The following is a 17261-nucleotide window of genomic DNA, read 5'->3' on the forward strand; positions in this document are numbered from 1 at the left end:
TCGGGCACGCCGGACTCGGGCACGCCGGACTCGGGCACGCCGGACTCGGGCACGCCGGACTCGGGCACGCCGGACTCGGGCACGCCGGACTCGGGCACGCCGGACTCGGGCCGGTGGAACCTAGGACTGCCGGAACCGGGGATGCCGGAGCCTGAAATGCCGGAACCTGGGACGCCGGAACCTGGACGGTCAGACCTAGGACTTTCGGACCCAGGGAAAGCGGGGGCGGCGCCGGATGCTGCTGGGGGGACAGCCAAGGCGTGGTACGCGACCGAAGCGGCCCGCAGGGCGGCCAGCACCGCCGTCATGGGGTGCAGCACCAGGGTCACGCCCGCGGCGGCCAGGTCGGGGTCGCTCAAGTGGCGGCCACCGCCGCTTGCGCCTTCGGTGCGGTTCAGGACCAGGCGTACGGCGGGCAGGGCCTCGTGCAGCGAGCGTAAGTCCGTCTCCCGGGCGCCCAGCGGGAGGACGGCGTCCGCGCCGGCCGAGGCGAGCGTGCGGCAGGCGGCGATGATCTCGTCCAGGGTGCCGCCGGGGGCCGAGGCGATCACCAGGATGCCGGGGGCTCGCTCCTTGACCGCCGTCACCCGTAGCGGCGAGCCGTCGCCCAGGACGATGCCGCTGATGCCCGCTCGCTGGTAGGACAGGGCCGCCCACAGCGCCGCGTCCGGATCCTCGAAGCCGACCTGGGCGTCGGCCAGGAGTGGCACGCCGGAGAGGAACGACCCGAGAACCGCGGCCCGGTCGGCGATCTGGGTCGCCGAGACGGTGGACGGTTCGAGCATGGTGGCCGCGATCGCCTCGCCCGAAAGGTAGGCGGCGCGGATGCCGGCCCGCACGGCGAGCGCGGCGCTGGCCGGGTCGTAGACGCCGGGGACGTGCGTGACGCCGCCCGGTGCCAGGAGGTCGGTGGAAGACATGCCGTCGATCATCCCGGGTTCATCGCCGGTTCGCGATACACCGTTGCGGTGTTAGCGTCGGGTCGTGATCGTGTCGCGTCTGCACCGGGCCGGTGACATCCGGCTGCACGAGGAAGAGCGTCCCGTCCCGGGCGACGGTGAGCGGCTTGTCGAGGTGACCTCGGTCGGGATCTGCGGCTCCGATCTGCACTGGTTCACCGAGGGTGGCATCGGCGACGCCGTGCTGCCGCGCCCGCTCGTGCTCGGCCACGAGATGGCCGGCGTGATCCGCGGTGGGGTGGACGACGGCGTACGGGTCGCCATCGATCCCGCCATTCCGTGCGAGACCTGCGAGGAGTGTCGCGCCGGCCGTCCGAACCTGTGCACGCGGATCGTCTTCGCCGGGCACGGTGACTGCGACGGCGGGCTTCGGCAGTTCCTGACCTGGCCCGCGCATCGGCTGCACCGGCTGCCGGACGGGCTCTCCGACGACGAGGGCGCGCTGCTGGAACCGCTCGGGGTCGCCCTGCACGCGATGGATCTCAGCCACCTGCGGATGGCGGCGACGGTGGCGGTGGCCGGCTGCGGCCCCATCGGCCTTCTGCTCGTGCGGCTCGCGCTTCTGGGTGGCGCCACCCGCGTACTCGCCAGCGATCCTCTGCCTCATCGGCAGCGAGCGGCCGAAGGGCTCGGAGCGGAACCCGCGACCGGGGAGGCCGTGGCCGACGTCGTTTTCGAGGTGTCCGGTTCGGATGGTGCCGTCGAGGCGTCGTTGCGGCTGGCCCGGCCGGGCGCGCGGGTCGTGCTGGTCGGCATTCCGGACGGTGACCGGACGACGTTCAGCGCGGCGCTCGCCCGGCGCAAAGGGCTGACGCTGGTGATGGTGCGGCGGATGGGCGAGGTCTACCCGCGGGCGATCGACCTCGCCGCGCGGCGCCTGGTCGAGCTGGCGCCGCTGGTCTCCCACACCTTCCCGCTCGGCGATGTCGAGAACGCCATGTCAACGGCGGCTTCCCGGACGGGCGTGAAGGTCGTCGTGCATCCGGGCGCTTAGCTCGGTCCAGTCCCGGACGGGCGTCACCCAGGGCGGTGGCGTCAGCCGTTGCGGCCCGAAGAGGTAGCGGTACGCCACGATGCCGCGCAGCGCCTGGTGAACGTCGAGCTTGTCGTCGATGAAATGCGTGACGCCCAGTTCGGCGCAGTGGATCGCCTTCTCCGGCCGTTTCAGGCAGAAGCGCAGATGGTCGCGGGGGATGCCGGTCCGCGCGGCGAAGTCGTGGTGGTCGAGCCATTGCCGGGTGCGCCGCTGGACCCGCTCGCCGCACTTCGAGATCAGCCACACCTCGTCAAAGAGCGGCACGAGATGTCGCAGGGTCTCGAGCGCTCCGGGTACGGCCGGCGTCGCCAGCATCGTGGCGGTGTCGCCGCTGAAGAATTCGGTGTCGCCGTTGATGATGACGCGCCCGATGTCCACACCTAGGTTTCTCATGCCCTCCAGCGTGCGGGCCGTGAGAATAAAGAGGAACTATTCATTGGGGTACGGCTATAGTCCAGCACTATGGATCTGACGGCGTTCGCCGTGTTCGCCACCCATCTGAACTTCACGCGCGCGGCCGAGGAGCTGCACATTTCCCAGCCGGCGCTGCACGTGAAGATCCGTAAGCTGGCGGAGTCGCTGGGCCGCCCGCTATACCGCCGCGAGGGCCGCCGGCTCGTGCTCACCGCGGACGGGGAGGCGGTCGCCCGTTTCGCCCGCGGCCAGAACGAGCGGCTGGCCGACTTCCTGGCCGAGTTCGCCGGCGCCCCGGCCCAGCGCCCGGTGGTGCTCGCCGCCGGCCAGGGCGCCTACCTCTACCTGCTCGGCGACGCGATCCAGGCCGCGCTCGCGGCCACCCCACTGCGCCTGATCAACTGCGACCACCGCCAGATGCTGGCCGCCGTCCGGGGCGGGCAGGCCCACGTCGGCGTGAGCGTGCTCGACGTTCTGCCACCCGACCTGTCCGTACGGGAACTGGCGTCGTTTCCTCAGATGCTCTTCGTACCGTCCGCCCACCGACTGGCCCGGCGCCGGTCGGTCCGCCTGCGCGACCTGGCCGGCGAATCGCTGGTGGTGCCGCCCCAGCACCGGCCCCAGCGGGTCATGCTCGAACAGGCCCTGCGCACCGCCGGCGCACCGTGGACGGTCGCGGTGGAAGCCGAGGGCTGGCCCCTGATCACGCATTTCGTCGCGCTGGGAGCGGGCGCGGCCATCGTCAACGGCTGCGTGCCGGTGCCGCGCGGCCTGTCCGGCATCCCGGTGCGAGATCTGCCCCCGGTCACCTATCACGTGGTGCACCAGCCGTCGGCCCGCAATGATCCCCGCGTGGTCAGCCTGCTGTCGTTTCTAGAATGACGACCGCGGTCTCGGTCGTGCGCAGCGCCGCATAGTCGTCCAGCTTCGGGTCGACCTCCCGCCAGCGACGCCACAGGCGGTCGCGTTCCGCGCCGACCGCCGCGCGTCCGATCACGGTCTGGGTGCCGTCGGGCGTCCGGGCGTACGCGGTCTCGTGCGCCAGCAGATTGAGCCACCAGGCCGGTTCGCCGTCGCCCCAGCCGTTCATGGCCAGCGTGACGAGCGACGAACCGTCCTCGAGGTAGGCCAGGATGACACCGCGTTCCCGCCCGCTGCGCCGCCCGACCGTGGTGAGCCGGAACATCCCGTAACGGCCGGGGCGCGGGCGCCGCAACCCGAACCGGCCACCGCTCGCGCGATACAGCCCCCGATGCACCCGCCACGCGGTCGTGACGACCCAGCGAGGCGGCACCCGCACCCCATCCGTCATGCCGCCGAGTCTGCCCCCGCGACCCTGTGACCCCACTGAGCGAGATCAGGTTTCACGGACGCGGGCGACCGGCGCTCAGGACGCGACGATGCGCGTGGCGAAGACCCGGTAGCCGACGCGGTCGAACGACGCGGCCATCGGTTTGTTGACCCGGTCGGTGTCGGCACGGATCGTCGTCGCGCCGTCGCCGGCCAGCAGGTGGGTGATCTCGGCCAGCAGGTCGTCGGCGTAGCCGTGTCCCCGCTGCTCCGGGACGACGCCGAGGTAGCCGACCACCGGGCCGCCGTCGTTGGCGCTGGGCAGGGCCACCCCGACGATCCGGCCCGCCGAGTCGAAGGCGAGGCGCCACCAGTCACGCCGGCCGCGCATCTGCTGGTAGAAGGCGACATCCTCGCGGGCGTGCGCGAGCGCGCCGAGCCGGGCGACGCCCTCCCGGGTGGCGACGTCCAGGCTGCCCTCCGAGATCGCGGCGAACACGGCCGCGAACGCCTCGTCGTCGGGCTCCGGCCGGAACGTCAGCCGGGTCGAGCGCGGGGGGAGCGGGTGGTCGGCCGTCCACTCGTACCGCAGCCGCTCGTTGACCTCGCCCAGGCCGGCCAGCTCGGCGGCGGCCAGCCGCAGCGTCACCTCGGGCGTTTTCTCCCGCCCGGGCGAGGTGAAGATGTGGTACTCGAAGGGCGGCGGCACCTGCCGGATGAGCGCGGCCCAGAGCCCCACCGGATCGTCCACCTCGGGCGCCGCCCACAGCGTGTCGAGGGCCAGCGGCCGCTCACCGGTGGGGAAGCCCCACCACACGGCGAAACCCTTGATCTCGTCACCGTCGACGGCCATCCAGGTCCACGACGGACGGTAGTTTCCGGTCTCGAGGAACCGCTCGAAGCGGCCCGGATCGTCGAGACAGGTCAGAACGCGGCCGAGATCCCCCTCGGCCAGGGTGCGGAACAACAACGAAGCCTCCCAGGCATCGGTATGCGTGCGGAATTCACGGCATCCTCCTTCCTGTCGGCGTTGCGTCCCCCGCATGCTGCCGGACCCGCCGATCGCCCGCATCCCATTTATGCTCACCGCCATGGAGTGGTTGAACGAGCCGCGCGACTGGTCGGACGAGAACGGCCTGATCCGGGCGGTCACCGAGCTGAAGACCGATTTCTGGCGGGCGACCTTCTACGGTTGGACCACCGACAACGGCCACTTCTACCACCAGCCGGCGACCGGCGACTTCACCGCCGAGGTCCTGGTCTCCGCCGCGCACACCACCCGGTTCGACCAGGCGGGCCTGATGGTACGAGCCGGCGAGCGCACCTGGCTCAAGACCGGCCTGGAGGTCACCTCGGGCGCCGTACAGGTGAGTACGGTCCTCACCGACGACTTCTCCGACGTCTCGATGACCCCCGTCCCCGGATTCACCGGCGAGATAGCCCTGCGTGTCACCCGCTTCGACTCGGCGCTGGCCGTCCACTACCGCAACGGCGCCGGCCCTTGGCAGCTGCTGCGCCTGGGCCATCTGCCGCTGCCGGGCACCGTCGACGTGGGCGTCATGTGCTGTTCCCCCGAGCGAGCCGGCTTGGAGGCCACCTTCCGCGACTTCCGGGTCGGCCCGCCCCTCTCCCGGGAGGGCCTCGAGTAGAGAGCCGTCAGCGTGGACCCGGGCCGCGGTGGCTGAGCTCCGGCCGCCCCCGTCAGAGGCGCAGAGCCTCGAGGAAGGCGGCCCGGTGCCCGTCGAGGAGCCGCCGATCGCCCAGGGCCCACTCGGCAGCGACGGCGGCGTGCCGGCGGCGGCCCGGATCCAGCCGGGAATCGGCGGCGTTGGCGCTCTCCAGGTCGGCGATCCCCCTCTGGCGGGCGGTCATCGCGTCGAGCAGCACCTCGGGGACGACGGGGCCGTAGCCGTCGCGCAGCAGGCGCAGACGCCGCGCCCCGATTTCGTTCACCCGTCCCAGGCCGTTAAAGACTTCGCCGCCGCGATCGGCATCCCCGAGCCCGGTCCGTGGACCCGGGAGGAGTGGAACGCCTTCCAGGCCAAGCAGGATGCGGCGGACGCCCGTCTCGCCGAGATCATCGCCCGTCGCGCCGCAGAGGAAACAGCGTGAATGCCGCTCGGTCGCCGCGCATACTCGGCGCCTCCGCCCGCGCTCATCGGGCCGGTCACGGTGGGTCAGGTGGTTCATGAAGCACGGGAGATGGGTGTCGTGGTGGTGACCCGCATTCCCGAGGCCTATGGCGCCTACGACGTTTCGCTTCATCTCCTCCAGAGGGAATCAGCGCCTACGCCGCGGGTGACGGTCAGGGGTGGACGGCCTCGCGGCGTAGGTACAGGGCGGCTATGCCGCCGGCGGGGATGAGGAGCCAGCAGGAGATCAGGCGGTAGATGACCACCGCGGCGACGGCGGTGGCGGCGGTGGCGCCGGCGGCGGTCAAGCCGGCTACCAGGGCGGTGTCGACCACGCCCACGCCGCCGGGGGTCAGGGGGACCTGGCGGACGATCTGGACGCCCAGGTAGATGCCGGCCAGGGTCATGACGCCTACCGGGAGGCCGACCGCGCGGCAGGTGGCGGCCAGGCAGAGGAGGTCGGTCAGCCAGTTAACCGTGTAGTAGAGGACGCCGGTTATCCACTCGCGGGAGCGCAGCGCCGCGCCCGCGCGCCAGGCCTCGGCGGCCGAGGTGAGCAGCTTACGGGCGTACACCAGAAGCTTGTTCGTCGAATGAACGCGGTCGGTGCCGGGGCGTGGCGGGCGGTGCATCGCGCGGCGGCCGACCACGACGGCCGTGGCGGTCACGGCGGTCAGGCCGGCCACCACGATCAGAGGCTGAGGGGTGGCCAGCAGGTCGGGGTCCGTGGTGAGCAGGGCCGCGCCCAGGACCACGTACAGCAGGGCCAGGCCGCCGATGGAGGTCAGGCCCGAGACGATCATCGAGGCGGCGGCGATCTCCTTCGTCGCGCCCGTGCGGACGTACTGGCGGCCCGCGTAACCCGCCGACACGGCGGCGCCGGCCGGCATCGAGATCGAGATGGCCGTACGGGCGAGGGTGACCGCCAGCGCGAAACGGGCCCGGGCCCGTACGCCGAAAGCTCTCAGCAGTTGCCGTTGCTGCCAGGCGAACGCGCCCAGCGAGACCGCCTGAAGGGCCACGGCCAGCGCCACCCACCAGTAGTCGGCGCCGGTCAGCGCGCCCAGGAAGTCGCGCGGGTCGGGGAAGCGCCCGCGCAGGCCGTAGGCGGCCAAGGCGACCGCGACGACGAGGACGAGCGGCAGCCGCAGGCGCGACCACCAGCGCTGCCGGACACCCACGGCCGGGGCCGCGGGGTCGGGCCGCAGCTCAGACCGGATGGGAGACACGGGCCGATCCTGGCAAACGCAATCAACCCACGGCCACCCGCTGTGATCTAGTCGCCGGAGAAACCGAAGAAATACAGCTCGTCGGGCGTGCCGTCGGCGCCGTGCAGCACGGCCACCCGGCCGATCCACCGATACTCGGCCAGGTCGGCGATCGCCTCGACGTGAGCCCGGGTCAGCTTCTCGGTGCCGGCCGTGGCCTGCGCCTCGGCGGGTGTCACGGGGACGATCACGCCGTACTCGGGTTCGCCGTACCGCTGGAAGGGGATGGCCGGGTCGTCGGCGTAGGGGAGGTAGCCGTACCGGGGCTCCTCGCCGTCGTCCAGCACCCGGTCCATGTCGAGGATCGAGTGGGTGCCGGACTCCCGGACCGCCTCGTCGTTCCAGAGCTCGTCCATGGTGCGCGGGCGGTCGGGACGGCTCGCGGCGGATGTGCCCGGTACCGCCCACCAGTAGCGGCCCTGGTCGAGAACTGTCCGCTGCAGGGCGGCAAAAGCCGCAGAAAGGTCAGGTTGGTAGTCGGTGTAGTACTCCCACCCGGATGCGCCCACGGGCCGGAACTGTAGATCACGGGAGCGGGGCCGGGAAGCCCCGCTCCCACTCCGGCGTCAGCAGCGGCCGAGGTCCTGCCACTGGTCGGTCCAGCCGGGCTCCGAGCCCTGCGTCCAGTACTTGGCGCGCCACAGATGGACGCCGTCGCCGGACTTCGGGCCGTTGGGGTCGCCGTAGCGGCTGCGCTCGTGCTTCACGAGGTTGCCGCCGGTGTAGATCGAGCCGGTCGCCCAGGCCGGGGCGTCGGCACAGTTGGTCGCCGGGGGAGGGGTGGTGGTGGGAGGCGTGGTGGTGGGGGGCGGGGGCGAGGTGGTCGTCGGAGGCGGGTTCGAGCAGGTCCCGGTCCCGGCGACCGTGTCGACGAACGGGGTGCCGGCCGTGCGGTAGCCCGACGCCCGCGAGGTGGCCTGCGACGGCGAGAGGACCTGGTTCTTGGCGAACAGGACCCAGTCGACCTGCTCGATGTACGTGCTCAGGCCGCCCGTGTGCGCCGCCGTGTCGATGAACCACAGGTTCCAGTTGATGGTCATCGTCTGGCGGGGGTAGAACTTGCCGGAGTGGTCGCCCACCTGCACCCCGTCGATGAAGTAGACGATGTGCCCGTTGGCCACCTGCGCCACCAGCTCGTGCCACCCGTCCAGGCTCGACCGCTGCTCGGAGTGCACGTTGTCGGCGAACCAGGGCTCGTTGCGGTACGTGTACCAGCTCGTCTGGTAGTTGATCGGCCCGGTCTCGCCCCAGCCGCCGTTCGGCAGGTACTCGGAGATGTCCAGCTCGCTGTAGGTCGGGTCGAGGTCGCCGTTGAGCGGGCTGATCGTGAAGAACGTCTGGTTGATGTGGTCGCCGTCGTTGCCGCTGACCGGGGCGTCGGTGAACCGGATGCGGGTGGCGTAGGTGCCGTCGAGGTAGCGCTTCTGCGTCGAGTAGAGCTCGGCGTGGTTGGTGCCGGCCCCGGTGCCGTCGGTCGAGGCGGTCAGCTGGAGCACCTTCTGCCCGCCGGACGTCGGGAACGTGATGTTGCTGGGTGACCAGTTCGCCCCGGGCACGCCCGGTCCGCCCTGGTAGCTGCGGGGTGTCCAGCCGTTGGCGGTCAGCGCCGGGTCGGCCGAGGTGCTGTAGTGGAAGTCGTCGAACAGGTAGCCGCAGTCCGCGGCCTCGGCGGGCCCGGAGGAGAGGGCGACGGCGCCCGCTCCGGCCAGGGCCGCGGTCAGCATTGCCGCCAGTCTTCGTTTGAGCATGGGGATGGACCTCCTGATAAACGGGGGATCACGCGGTATGCCGGGGGACATACCGGGCTCAGGCCGTACGGCGGATGCGCCCGGCATACCGGGCTTCCAGCGCCGCGTTGTGCTCCTTGCCGCCGGGCACGTTGTCCGACAGGTAGACCGGCGGTGTCTCGCCCGCGTCGATCAGGCGGGCCACCACCTCGGTGACGATCTGCTGGGCCAGCAGCGCCCCGGTGATCGACGAGACGGCGCCGACCGCCCCGCCGCCCGGCAGCGGCAGGGTGGCGTCACCCTTGGGGGCGCCGTTGTCCAGGACCACGTCGGCGATCTCGCCGAGCTTGCGGCCGCTGGGATGCCGCGAGTCGACGCCGGCCGCGTGCTCGGCCGAGGTGATCGCGATCAGCGGGTGGCCGCGCTCCTTGACCAGCAGCGCCATCTCGACCACGGCGCCGTTGATGCCGGAGTTGGAGGCGATGACGAAGACGTCGTCCGGTTTGACCGGGGCCAGCTCGTAGAGCCGGTGGGCGATGTCGGTGCGCCGCTCGACGGTGGGGTCCTGCAGGACGGCGAGGGGCTCACCGCCGTACAGGACGACGTCCCGCAAAGCGATCCGGTTGCTGGGCACGAGCCCGCCGGCCCGCCCGGCGATCTCCATGGCCAGCGCCTCGGAGTGGCCGCAGCCGAACGCCTGGATCACACCACCGGCCCGTACCGAATCGGCCAGGATCTCCGCCGCCCGCCGGATGAGCTCCGGCTGGCCGGTGCCGACCCGCGCGATCGCGGCCTGGATCTTCTCGAGGTAATCAGTGCTGGTCAGGCTCACGGCTGTCCTTTCGCACGCCCGCGCTTGCGGGTCGGGTTCTTCTCGGGGAGCCGATGGGCGTCCACCGCGCGGACCGTCACCTCGAGGGCTTCGGCCGTACGCTCGTACGTGCGCTGGGCGACGGCCACGTAGATGAGGTCGAGCACGAGCAGCTGCGAATGCAGCGCGGAGAGCGCGGCCAGGCGGAACGTGGTCTCCTGCACCGCGGTGGTGAAGACGACATCGGCCACCTCGGCCAGCGGCGACCGCCCGAAACTGGTCACGGCGACGGTGAGCGCCCCATGGTCGGCCGCCTCGGCCATCGTCTCGATGACTTCCCGGGTACGGCCGGAGTGCGACAACCCGATGGCCACGTCCCCGGGCAGCAGCAGGGCGGCGTTGGTGAGAGCGGTGTGCGAGTCGGTGCGGTGCCACACGGGAACCCGGATCCGCTCGAGCCGGAAAGCCATCTCCCGAGCCGCCGTGCCACTGCTGCCCAGCCCGAAGATCTCCACCCGCTGCGCCCCGGCGATGGTCGCGGCGACCCGCTCGACGGCACCCACGTCGAGCCCGGCGGCGGTGCTCTGAATGGCCCGGGTGTCGGCCGCGGTGACCACGCCGAGCACGTCGGTGAGCGGATCGCCGGGCGCGATGTCGGAGGAGATGTCGGTCTCCCAGCGGGCTTGTTCGGCCCGCCCGGTCTCGGTGGCGACGGCCACTCGCAGGTTCGCGTACCCCTTGAACCCGAGCGTGCGGCTGAACCGCGTCACGGTCGCCGTCGAGGTGCCGGACCGCTCAGCCAGATCCACGATGCTGGCGTGAGCCGCCGTCTCCGGATCAGCGAGAATGGTCTCGGCGATCCGCCCCAGCGCCTCCGGCATCTGGGCGCTCTCCATCCGGAGGCGCCCGAGCAGTCCGCCGCTCTCACCGGTCACGTCGGTCATCCTTTTCATCGATTGAGTCCTGCGATGAAAATTACGACCGTTGCGGGCTTGAGTCAATAACAATCTTCTTGGCGATCGCCGGCGGTGACGGCCCGCGGCCGGGTATGTCTTTCCGCATGGCCGCCACTCGACTGCTCGCGCAGATGACCGTCGCCGACTTCGAGGCCGGCGTTCGGTGGTACACGAAGCTCTTCGGTGGCAGCGTGGACGCCCGCCCGATGGAGGGCCTGGCCGAATGGCACCTCGCGCCGGCTTTCGGCGTGCAGGTGTGGGCGGACGCCGAACGCGCGGGCCGCTCGACGATGGTCATCGACGAGTCCGACCTCGACGGTCTGGCCGACCGGTTGCGACGTGCCGGAATCGACCACGCCGGCATCCAGAACGCCACCACCTCGCGCGTCCTCGTGGTGACCGATCCGGATGGCAACAGCATCGTTTCACCGGCCGGTAGCGATCTTCCGCCGCGGGCTCAGAGGTGGGCGTGGGCGTCGTCGAGGCGCTGCGGGGCCGGGCGCGGTGAGTGGTCACCACTGATCTCGTCGGCCCAGCTGAGCAGTCGGTCCACGTGCTCGTCGGTGGTGGCGGTGACGGTGCCGGGATCGCCGAGGACGATTTCTCCGCTGCCGCCGTCGAGACTGATGACCGTGCCTTCGGTGAGGGTTCGCGCGCCGATCCGGACGGACCGCGCCAGGGCGTCGATGGTCAGCGTGGCCGCGCCGACCACCGCCGGTTTGTTCATGGCTCGGGCGACGACGGCCGCGTGACTTGTGGGGCCGCCCCGGCTGGTCAGGATCCCGGCCGCGGCGGCCAGGCCGTGCATGTCCAGCGGGGAGGTGGTGGGACGTACGAGGATCACCGGGCCGTCCGAGGCCATGCGGGCGGCGCGCTCGGCGGTGACCGCGATCCGGCCCGTGGCGACGCCGGGGCCGGCGCCCCGGCCCCGGGCGAGCACCTGCACCCCTTCGCCCGCGCGCAGGCGAGGCGTGCCGGCGTGGCGGAGATGGCGCTGTGTCACGCGGCGGACGGCCGTTCGCCGGTCGATGACCCGCTCGTCGGCGAGGTCCACGGCCACGCGGATCGCGGCGCGCCCGGTGAGGCCGCCGGGACGCACCTGCAGGAGCCACAGGTGACCGGCCTCGAAGGTGAACTCGACGTGGCCGGCGTCGCTGTAGTGCTGTTCGATCCGGCGCAGGGCCGCCCCGAGGTCATCCCAGACGGCCGGCGCTCGATGGGTGAGCTCGGTCAGCGGTTCGGTGGCGGACTCGCCCGACACCACGTCTTCACCCTGCCGGCCGAACAGGACATCCCCGTACGGCCCACGCTCCCCGGTGTTCGGATCGCGGCTGAAGGCGACCCCGGAGCCGCTTCGCCGGTCCCGGTTGCCGAACACCATGGTCTGCACGACCACCGCGGTGCCCAGATCATGCGGGATGCCGTGCAGTTCCCGGTAGGTGACCGCCCGTGGGGTGTTCCACGACGACATGACCGCCCGTACCGTCGCCCGCAGGTGGCTCATGGCGTCGTCGTCGGCGGCGCCGCCCGCAGCGGCCGCGAAGCCGGCCAGGAACCGCTGCCGTGCCTCTCGCGCGAAGGCCGGATCGCCGGTCTCGGCGGCCAACCCGGCCGTGGCGTCGGTGGTGAGCCCCAGATTGAGGACGGTGTTCATCATGCCGGGCATCGACACCGCGGCTCCGGAGCGCACCGAAACCGCCAGCGGCAGTTCGCGGCCGCCGAAACGCCGCCCGGTGGCCGCTTCGAGGTGCCGCACGGCGGCGGCCAGCTCCGCGTCGAAACGGTCCGGGAGGTGGCCGTCGCGGAGAAAGGCGCGGCAGGCGCGCGTGTCGACGACGAATCCGGGTGGGACCGGCAAGCCGAGACGCCGCAACGTGAGCAGGCCGCATGCCTTGGCGCCGAGCAGATCCGCGGATCCGCCGGTCTCGCCCTCGAGGGGATGCAGGTATCGCATCGGGTTCGGGCTCACTGGCGAGGGATGCCGAGGGTGGCGAGGAGGTCTTCGTGCAGCTGGAACCAGACAGTGTGGTACGAGTCGACGCTGTCCGTCAGGTATTCGAGCCGGCCGGAACGAGCGCGGTCGAGCGCCGCGGTGAGCCGGGCCCGGTACCGCCGGAACCGGGGCAGTGCCGCGGACAGCTCCGCGCAGACGGCACCGGCCCGCCGGTCGAGGTCGACGAACCGGTCCCGGACCCGGGCGTCGTACCCGCTGTCGCTGTGGTCGTTCGGCACCATGGTGCCGTTCGCGGCGCGCACATGCCACGCGGAGCAGAGATCCAGCAGTTCCGGGTTCAGAACCAAGAATTTCTCGTACGCCGTGGCGATCGCGCGCCGGGCGCCGGCGGCGGCGACTTCGCCGGCGGTCGCGCGGGCGTCCTCGGCCCGGCCGGCCTCGGTGAGGCCCCATCCGCCGAACTCCCCGGCGGTTCGCGTCACCAGCCCGGAGACGGCGAGATCGATCAGGTCGGATTCGGCCTGAGACGTGGCCAGGCCGGCGGCGTCGGCCACCCGCGGCAGTTCAGCCACGCCGATGCACCGCAGCACATGCAGCACGGCGGGCCGGGTCGAGTCGGTCATCGTCTCTCCTCCTCGGAATCGGCCGGGATCGGGGCGGTGGCCGCCGCGTAGGCCGCTCCGCGACCATGGGCGCGGGCCACGATGTGCCCGGCGGTCACGCGTACCGCCGCTTCGGTGTCGTCGGTGGCCTCGACGCCGAGAGCGGACGCGAGCGCGGCCCGGTCGTCGAGGACGAGGCTCAGGGACGGCCGGAACGCCGGTCCGAACACTCGTCGCAGGCAGGCGGCGAGGTCGGCGATCCGCAACCGGGTGAGCGCCCCGCTCTCGGCCGGATCCGCCGTCACGACCGCGACCGTGACGTGCTCGCCGGGGCGGGCGGCCCGAATCGCTTCCTCGGCCGCGCTGAGCCGGCCGGTGCCCAGAAGGACGACCACGCCCGGGCCGGCCGGGCCGGCCGGTGCGCCGGTGATCTCATCGGTCATCGTCGGCGGCGGTGTCCAGGCGTCGTGGCACTGTCGCGCGGCGGCGACGTAGGGCAGATGGGCCGGAGCCCAGACGTCGTCGGCCGCGAGGGTGGCGAGGTGCCGGCAGGCGCGTGCCACGTCGAACGGGTCGCCGAAGCCGGGCGCCGTCTGGGCCAGGTGGTTCGCGCCGTGCAACAAGGTCAGGATCATTTCGGCGAGGCGCACCCGCCGGCCCGGCGGCCGGGCTCGGCACGACTCCAGGGCGAGCGCCAGCAGCAGGCTTTCCAGCCTGGTGACCTCGGCCAGCGCGGTACGCCCGGGACCGTCCTCGAAGACGCCGGTCACCGACAGGGCACGAAGCCGGCCGGCCGGCGGCGCCTCCCCGGACAGGGGCAGCCGCTCCAGCCAGACCCGCGCGAACGACTCCGCGCCGCCGGCCACGTCGACCGGCTCGACCGCGGTGGTGTCACCGGCCGTCGGTCCCGGCAGCGAGTCGAGCAGGACCGCCAGGTAGAGCGACCGCTTGCTGGGGAAGTTGGAGTACACGGCGCCGCGGGTGAGCTCAGCACGGGCGGCGATGCGGTCGACCCGAGCCTCGGCATAGCCGTGCTCGGCGAATTCCGCGGCGGCCGCGGTCAGCACCGCGGCGCGGGTGCGCTCCTGCTGTTGGGCTCGGGTCAGCCGAACCATCGGATCCTCTTTACGGAAAGCACGGCGCCAGCATACTGTGACCATCCAGATGTTGAGAACATCTGAAATCCAAGAGAATCTGGAACCGACGAAGGGACCCTCGTGGCTGACCTCGGTTTGGAAACACACGGGCTCGCCAAGCGCTTCGGCCGCACGACCGCCCTCGACGGCGTCGACATCGCGCTGCCCCAGGGCCAGGTGCTAGGGCTCCTCGGCCCCAACGGCGCCGGTAAGACCACTCTCGTCCGCATTCTGGCCACCCTGCTGAGACCCGACGCCGGGGTGGCCCGCGTCGCCGGATACGACGTGGCACGCCAGCCGGCTCACGTGCGCCGCCACATCGCACTGTCCGGTCAGCACGCCAGCGTCGACGAGGAGATCGACGGACGAGCGAACCTCGTCATGATCGGCCGGCTGCTCGACCTGTCCGGGCGCGACGCCGCCCACCGGGCCGACGAGCTGCTCGCCCGGTTCGGGCTGACGGAGGCCGGTGCCCGCCGCGTCGCCACGTACTCCGGAGGCATGCGCCGCCGGCTGGACCTCGCGGTGAGCCTCGTCGGCCGGCCCCGCGTCGTGTTCCTCGACGAGCCCTCCGCCGGGCTGGATCCCGCACGACGCGAGGAACTGTGGCAGATGATCCGCGACCTGGGCGCCGACGGCGTCACCGTCCTGCTGACCACCCAGTACCTCGAGGAGGCGGACACCCTGGCCGACACCGTCACCGTCATCGATCAGGGACGGGTCGTCGCCGCCGGCACCCCCGCCGAACTCAAACGTCGCGTCGGCGGGCACACCGTGACCGTACGGGTGAACGACCCGGCCGACGCCGACCGCGCCGCCACCATCCTGGCCGCCGTCACCGGCCACCATCCCGAACGATCGGCCCGGCAGGTCGCCGTGCCCGTCACCCGGGACGACGACTTCTTCCAGATCACCGCTCAGCTCCACCGGCAGGCCGTCGACGTCAGCGAGCTCTCCCTCCGGCTGCCCAGTCTCGACGAGGTCTTCTTCGCGCTGACGAACACGGCCGTCGCCCCCGCGTCGCGGAGGTCATGACCGTGACGACATCGACCATCGCCCCGCCGCCGCACCGGCCGTCGCGGCAGGTGCGGCACAGCCTGATCCTCGCGCGCCGCAGTCTCGCGAAGACCTCCCGCAATCCCGGCGCCATCGTCAACGGCGTCGTGACGCCGGCGCTGTTCCTCGTGCTCTTCCTCTATCTGTTCGGCACCGCGATAGCCGGCGCCACCAGCGACTACCTGCAATACCTGTTTCCCGGCATTCTGGTCATGGGCGCCGGGCTCACCGGCCTGGTCTCGACCGGCACCAACATCAACATTGATCTCAAGAACGGCATCACCGACCGCTTCCGCAGCCTGCCGATCAGCCGCCTGGCGCCTCTGCTCGGCTCCGTGCTCGCCGACGTCGTCCGGTACCTGGCCGCCGCCGGCGTCCTGTACCTGATCGGCACGCTCCTCGGGTTCCGTGCCCAGGGCGGGTTCGCGGCCGCCCTGGCCGCCGTCGGTATCGCGGTCCTGTTCGGCTTCTGCCTCAGCTGGATCACCGTGCTCATCGGCGTGACGGTCAAGAGCGCCGAAGCCGTCCTGGCCTTCAGCTTCCTCACCTTCCTGCCGCTCCAGCTCGGCACGAGCCTCGCCACGCCGGCCACCAGCCTTCCCGGCTGGCTCGCCTCGTGGGTCGGCGTCAACCCGGTCAGCGCGGCCATGGACGCCTGCCGAGCCCTGCTCAACGGAACGCCGGCCGGCGACCGGGTAACCACCACGCTGCTCTGGTGCGCGGCGATCTTCCTGCTCTTCTGCCCGCTCGCGGTGGCGGCCTACGGTCGCCGCGAATGACCGGGCCCGGCGCGACCGTCCCGTCCCCGCGCCGAAGGGCATCGACGGCCACCACCCCGCTCGCCCGGCTCACCGCCGCGTCGGCCCGCTACGAGATCGCGCTGGACCGGCTCAACCGCGAGCTCGCCGACGAGGTGCGAGCCTGCCGTCGAGCGGGCGCCACGTGGGGCGAGATAGGCGGATGCCTCGGGGTGACGAAGCAGGCCGCTCAGAAGCGCTGGGGCCCGGCGGCGACGCTGCGCTGATCAGCGCCGGTCGCCCGGCCGCGGCCGGGTCCGGAAGCCGTGTTGCTAGCGGCGGCGGGGGCGGCGCTAAGCCGTCTTGCCGGGGGCTGTGTTGCTAGCGGCGGCGGGGGCGGCGCTGGGCCGTCTTGCCGGGGGCGCCTCCCAGGCGGAGGAGGGCGCCGCGGCGGGTGGCCGCGGTGGACAGGGTCTGTGGATGGGTGGGGCCGAGGGCCTGGATCATGCGGTTGAGGGTGTCCTCCAGGAGGGCCCGGGCCGGGAGCAGGGCGCCGGCGGCCAACATGGACCGGGCCAGCTCATGGGCGGCCGTCAGGGTGTCGGGGTGGTCGGGACCCAGCTCGGCGCTCCACGCGGCGTGCAGTTCGGCGGCGATGGTTCGGGCCGGGCGGGGCTTTCCCCGATGGAGGAGGGAAGCCACCAGGCGGTGGGCGGCCGTCCGCAGGGCCGGATCGGGGCTGTGGGCGGCGTCGGCCGCTATCAGGTGGGGGGCCAGGGCCGCCCACCGCGGCCACGTCGACGGGTTCTCCACTTCGGTGGGTGCGGCGGCCGCGATCAGCGTGCCCGCGTAGGCGCGGCATACCCGTACCGCTTCCGGGCCCAGGTTGTCCCGCACCGCGTCTCGGATCTGGTCGGGAATGGTGAGGCCGCCGGCATCGGTGGCGGCCAGGCCCTGAGTGGTCAGGGTTTCCACCACCGCGGGCAGAGCCGACGGGGTCACCTCGCCCAAGGGGCGGGGGAGTGTGGGCAGGCCGGGGGTGAGCACGTCCACGGGGAGCGGTGCCGGGTGCAGGACGGCGCACACGCACAGGAGCTGGGCGGCGGCCGGATTGTCGTCGCCGAGCTGATCGATGGCCTCCATTCGACCGTTATAGCGGCCCCGTCCAGGCGCCGGGACCGGG

Annotated in this window: 20 protein-coding genes and 1 pseudogene; 7 read left to right on the forward strand and 14 right to left on the reverse strand. The window is 72.1% G+C overall.

Annotated elements, in window-relative coordinates; translation table 11 throughout:
- Positions 1-920 (reverse strand): isocitrate lyase/phosphoenolpyruvate mutase family protein (locus tag ACGFJ7_RS23445; protein ID WP_392643751.1); only part of this gene is annotated, 920 nt, incomplete at its 3' end.
- A 64-nt stretch (positions 921-984) separates the two neighbouring features.
- On the opposite strand from ACGFJ7_RS23445, the gene ACGFJ7_RS23450 reads away from it, so the two are divergent.
- On the forward strand, positions 985-1953 hold the full coding sequence (locus ACGFJ7_RS23450) for an alcohol dehydrogenase catalytic domain-containing protein (protein ID WP_392643753.1): 969 nt from the start codon (positions 985-987) through the stop codon (positions 1951-1953).
- Here ACGFJ7_RS23450 and ACGFJ7_RS23455 read toward each other — a convergent pair.
- A complete protein-coding gene (locus tag ACGFJ7_RS23455) occupies positions 1900-2388 on the reverse strand; it encodes a hypothetical protein (RefSeq protein ID WP_360255830.1) in 489 nt (162 codons plus the stop codon). The two genes, ACGFJ7_RS23450 and ACGFJ7_RS23455, sit on opposite strands and share 54 nt — an antisense overlap.
- A 69-nt stretch (positions 2389-2457) precedes the next feature.
- Here ACGFJ7_RS23455 and ACGFJ7_RS23460 point away from each other — a divergent pair, with 69 nt between their 5' ends.
- Positions 2458-3291 carry a LysR family transcriptional regulator gene (locus ACGFJ7_RS23460; protein WP_360255827.1) on the forward strand — a complete coding sequence of 278 codons (834 nt, stop codon included), beginning with the start codon at positions 2458-2460 and terminating at the stop codon, positions 3289-3291.
- On the opposite strand, the gene ACGFJ7_RS23465 is transcribed toward ACGFJ7_RS23460, so the two are convergent.
- Entirely contained in the window at positions 3266-3721 is a 456-nt protein-coding gene (locus ACGFJ7_RS23465) for a nitroreductase/quinone reductase family protein (protein WP_392643755.1), read from the reverse strand. The genes ACGFJ7_RS23460 and ACGFJ7_RS23465 overlap by 26 nt on opposite strands.
- Before the next feature lie 75 nt (positions 3722-3796).
- On the reverse strand, positions 3797-4669 hold the full coding sequence (locus ACGFJ7_RS23470; protein WP_360255822.1) for a GNAT family N-acetyltransferase: 873 nt from the start codon (positions 4667-4669) through the stop codon (positions 3797-3799).
- Between the two features lie 121 nt (positions 4670-4790).
- On the opposite strand from ACGFJ7_RS23470, the gene ACGFJ7_RS23475 reads away from it, so the two are divergent.
- Entirely contained in the window at positions 4791-5348 is a 558-nt protein-coding gene (locus ACGFJ7_RS23475) for a DUF1349 domain-containing protein (protein WP_392643757.1), read from the forward strand.
- Between the two features lie 52 nt (positions 5349-5400).
- Here the strand turns inward: ACGFJ7_RS23475 and ACGFJ7_RS23480 are convergent, their stop codons facing one another.
- The 6 genes from ACGFJ7_RS23480 to ACGFJ7_RS23505 all read right to left on the reverse strand — a co-directional run bounded on the left by ACGFJ7_RS23480 (position 5401) and on the right by ACGFJ7_RS23505 (position 10581).
- A complete protein-coding gene (locus ACGFJ7_RS23480) occupies positions 5401-5652 on the reverse strand; it encodes a hypothetical protein (RefSeq protein WP_392643759.1) in 252 nt (83 codons plus the stop codon).
- 352 nt (positions 5653-6004) lie between these two features.
- On the reverse strand, positions 6005-7060 hold the full coding sequence (locus ACGFJ7_RS23485; RefSeq protein ID WP_392643760.1) for a YbhN family protein: 1056 nt from the start codon (positions 7058-7060) through the stop codon (positions 6005-6007).
- A 47-nt stretch (positions 7061-7107) separates the two neighbouring features.
- Positions 7108-7608 carry a hypothetical protein gene (locus tag ACGFJ7_RS23490; protein ID WP_392643762.1) on the reverse strand — a complete coding sequence of 167 codons (501 nt, stop codon included), beginning with the start codon at positions 7606-7608 and terminating at the stop codon, positions 7108-7110.
- 57 nt (positions 7609-7665) lie between these two features.
- Positions 7666-8847, reverse strand: a complete 1182-nt coding sequence (locus tag ACGFJ7_RS23495) for a glycosyl hydrolase (RefSeq protein WP_392643764.1) — start codon at positions 8845-8847, stop codon at positions 7666-7668.
- Positions 8848-8905: 58 nt separating this feature from the next.
- Positions 8906-9658 carry an SIS domain-containing protein gene (locus tag ACGFJ7_RS23500; protein ID WP_360255808.1) on the reverse strand — a complete coding sequence of 251 codons (753 nt, stop codon included), beginning with the start codon at positions 9656-9658 and terminating at the stop codon, positions 8906-8908.
- Positions 9655-10581: a MurR/RpiR family transcriptional regulator gene (locus tag ACGFJ7_RS23505; protein ID WP_360255805.1), complete on the reverse strand. Its 927-nt coding sequence runs from the start codon at positions 10579-10581 to the stop codon at positions 9655-9657. The genes ACGFJ7_RS23500 and ACGFJ7_RS23505 overlap by 4 nt, the downstream gene beginning before the upstream one ends.
- 143 nt (positions 10582-10724) lie before the next feature.
- Here ACGFJ7_RS23505 and ACGFJ7_RS23510 point away from each other — a divergent pair.
- Positions 10725-10955, forward strand: a pseudogene (locus ACGFJ7_RS23510) (VOC family protein); the annotation flags it as partial.
- Positions 10956-11050: 95 nt separating this feature from the next.
- On the opposite strand, the gene ACGFJ7_RS23515 reads toward ACGFJ7_RS23510, so the two are convergent.
- The 3 genes from ACGFJ7_RS23515 to ACGFJ7_RS23525 are packed head-to-tail and all read right to left on the reverse strand — an operon-like array spanning position 11051 to position 14264.
- Positions 11051-12547 carry a pyruvate, phosphate dikinase gene (locus ACGFJ7_RS23515; RefSeq protein ID WP_392643766.1) on the reverse strand — a complete coding sequence of 499 codons (1497 nt, stop codon included), beginning with the start codon at positions 12545-12547 and terminating at the stop codon, positions 11051-11053.
- An 11-nt stretch (positions 12548-12558) separates the two neighbouring features.
- On the reverse strand, positions 12559-13170 hold the full coding sequence (locus ACGFJ7_RS23520) for a transcriptional regulator (RefSeq protein ID WP_360255798.1): 612 nt from the start codon (positions 13168-13170) through the stop codon (positions 12559-12561).
- Positions 13167-14264, reverse strand: a complete 1098-nt coding sequence (locus tag ACGFJ7_RS23525) for a TetR/AcrR family transcriptional regulator (RefSeq protein ID WP_392643768.1) — start codon at positions 14262-14264, stop codon at positions 13167-13169. The genes ACGFJ7_RS23520 and ACGFJ7_RS23525 overlap by 4 nt, the downstream gene beginning before the upstream one ends.
- Before the next feature lie 102 nt (positions 14265-14366).
- Here ACGFJ7_RS23525 and ACGFJ7_RS23530 point away from each other — a divergent pair, with 102 nt between their 5' ends.
- Genes ACGFJ7_RS23530 through ACGFJ7_RS23540 form a run of 3 tightly spaced genes read left to right on the forward strand, consistent with a single transcriptional unit; the run spans position 14367 to position 16365 of the window.
- Entirely contained in the window at positions 14367-15320 is a 954-nt protein-coding gene (locus ACGFJ7_RS23530; RefSeq protein WP_392643770.1) for an ATP-binding cassette domain-containing protein, read from the forward strand.
- A 2-nt stretch (positions 15321-15322) separates the two neighbouring features.
- Positions 15323-16120: an ABC transporter permease gene (locus tag ACGFJ7_RS23535; protein WP_360255792.1), complete on the forward strand. Its 798-nt coding sequence runs from the start codon at positions 15323-15325 to the stop codon at positions 16118-16120.
- Positions 16117-16365 carry a hypothetical protein gene (locus tag ACGFJ7_RS23540; RefSeq protein WP_360255790.1) on the forward strand — a complete coding sequence of 83 codons (249 nt, stop codon included), beginning with the start codon at positions 16117-16119 and terminating at the stop codon, positions 16363-16365. Before ACGFJ7_RS23535 ends, ACGFJ7_RS23540 begins: the two co-directional genes overlap by 4 nt.
- Positions 16366-16459: 94 nt before the next feature.
- Here ACGFJ7_RS23540 and ACGFJ7_RS23545 read toward each other — a convergent pair whose 3' ends face one another.
- Positions 16460-17221 carry a tetratricopeptide repeat protein gene (locus ACGFJ7_RS23545; RefSeq protein WP_360255788.1) on the reverse strand — a complete coding sequence of 254 codons (762 nt, stop codon included), beginning with the start codon at positions 17219-17221 and terminating at the stop codon, positions 16460-16462.
- Positions 17222-17261: the final 40 nt, after the last annotated feature.

Origin of the sequence: Actinoplanes sp. NPDC048988 (assembly GCF_043197815.1) — a bacterium.
Taxonomy (GTDB): domain Bacteria; phylum Actinomycetota; class Actinomycetes; order Mycobacteriales; family Micromonosporaceae; genus Actinoplanes.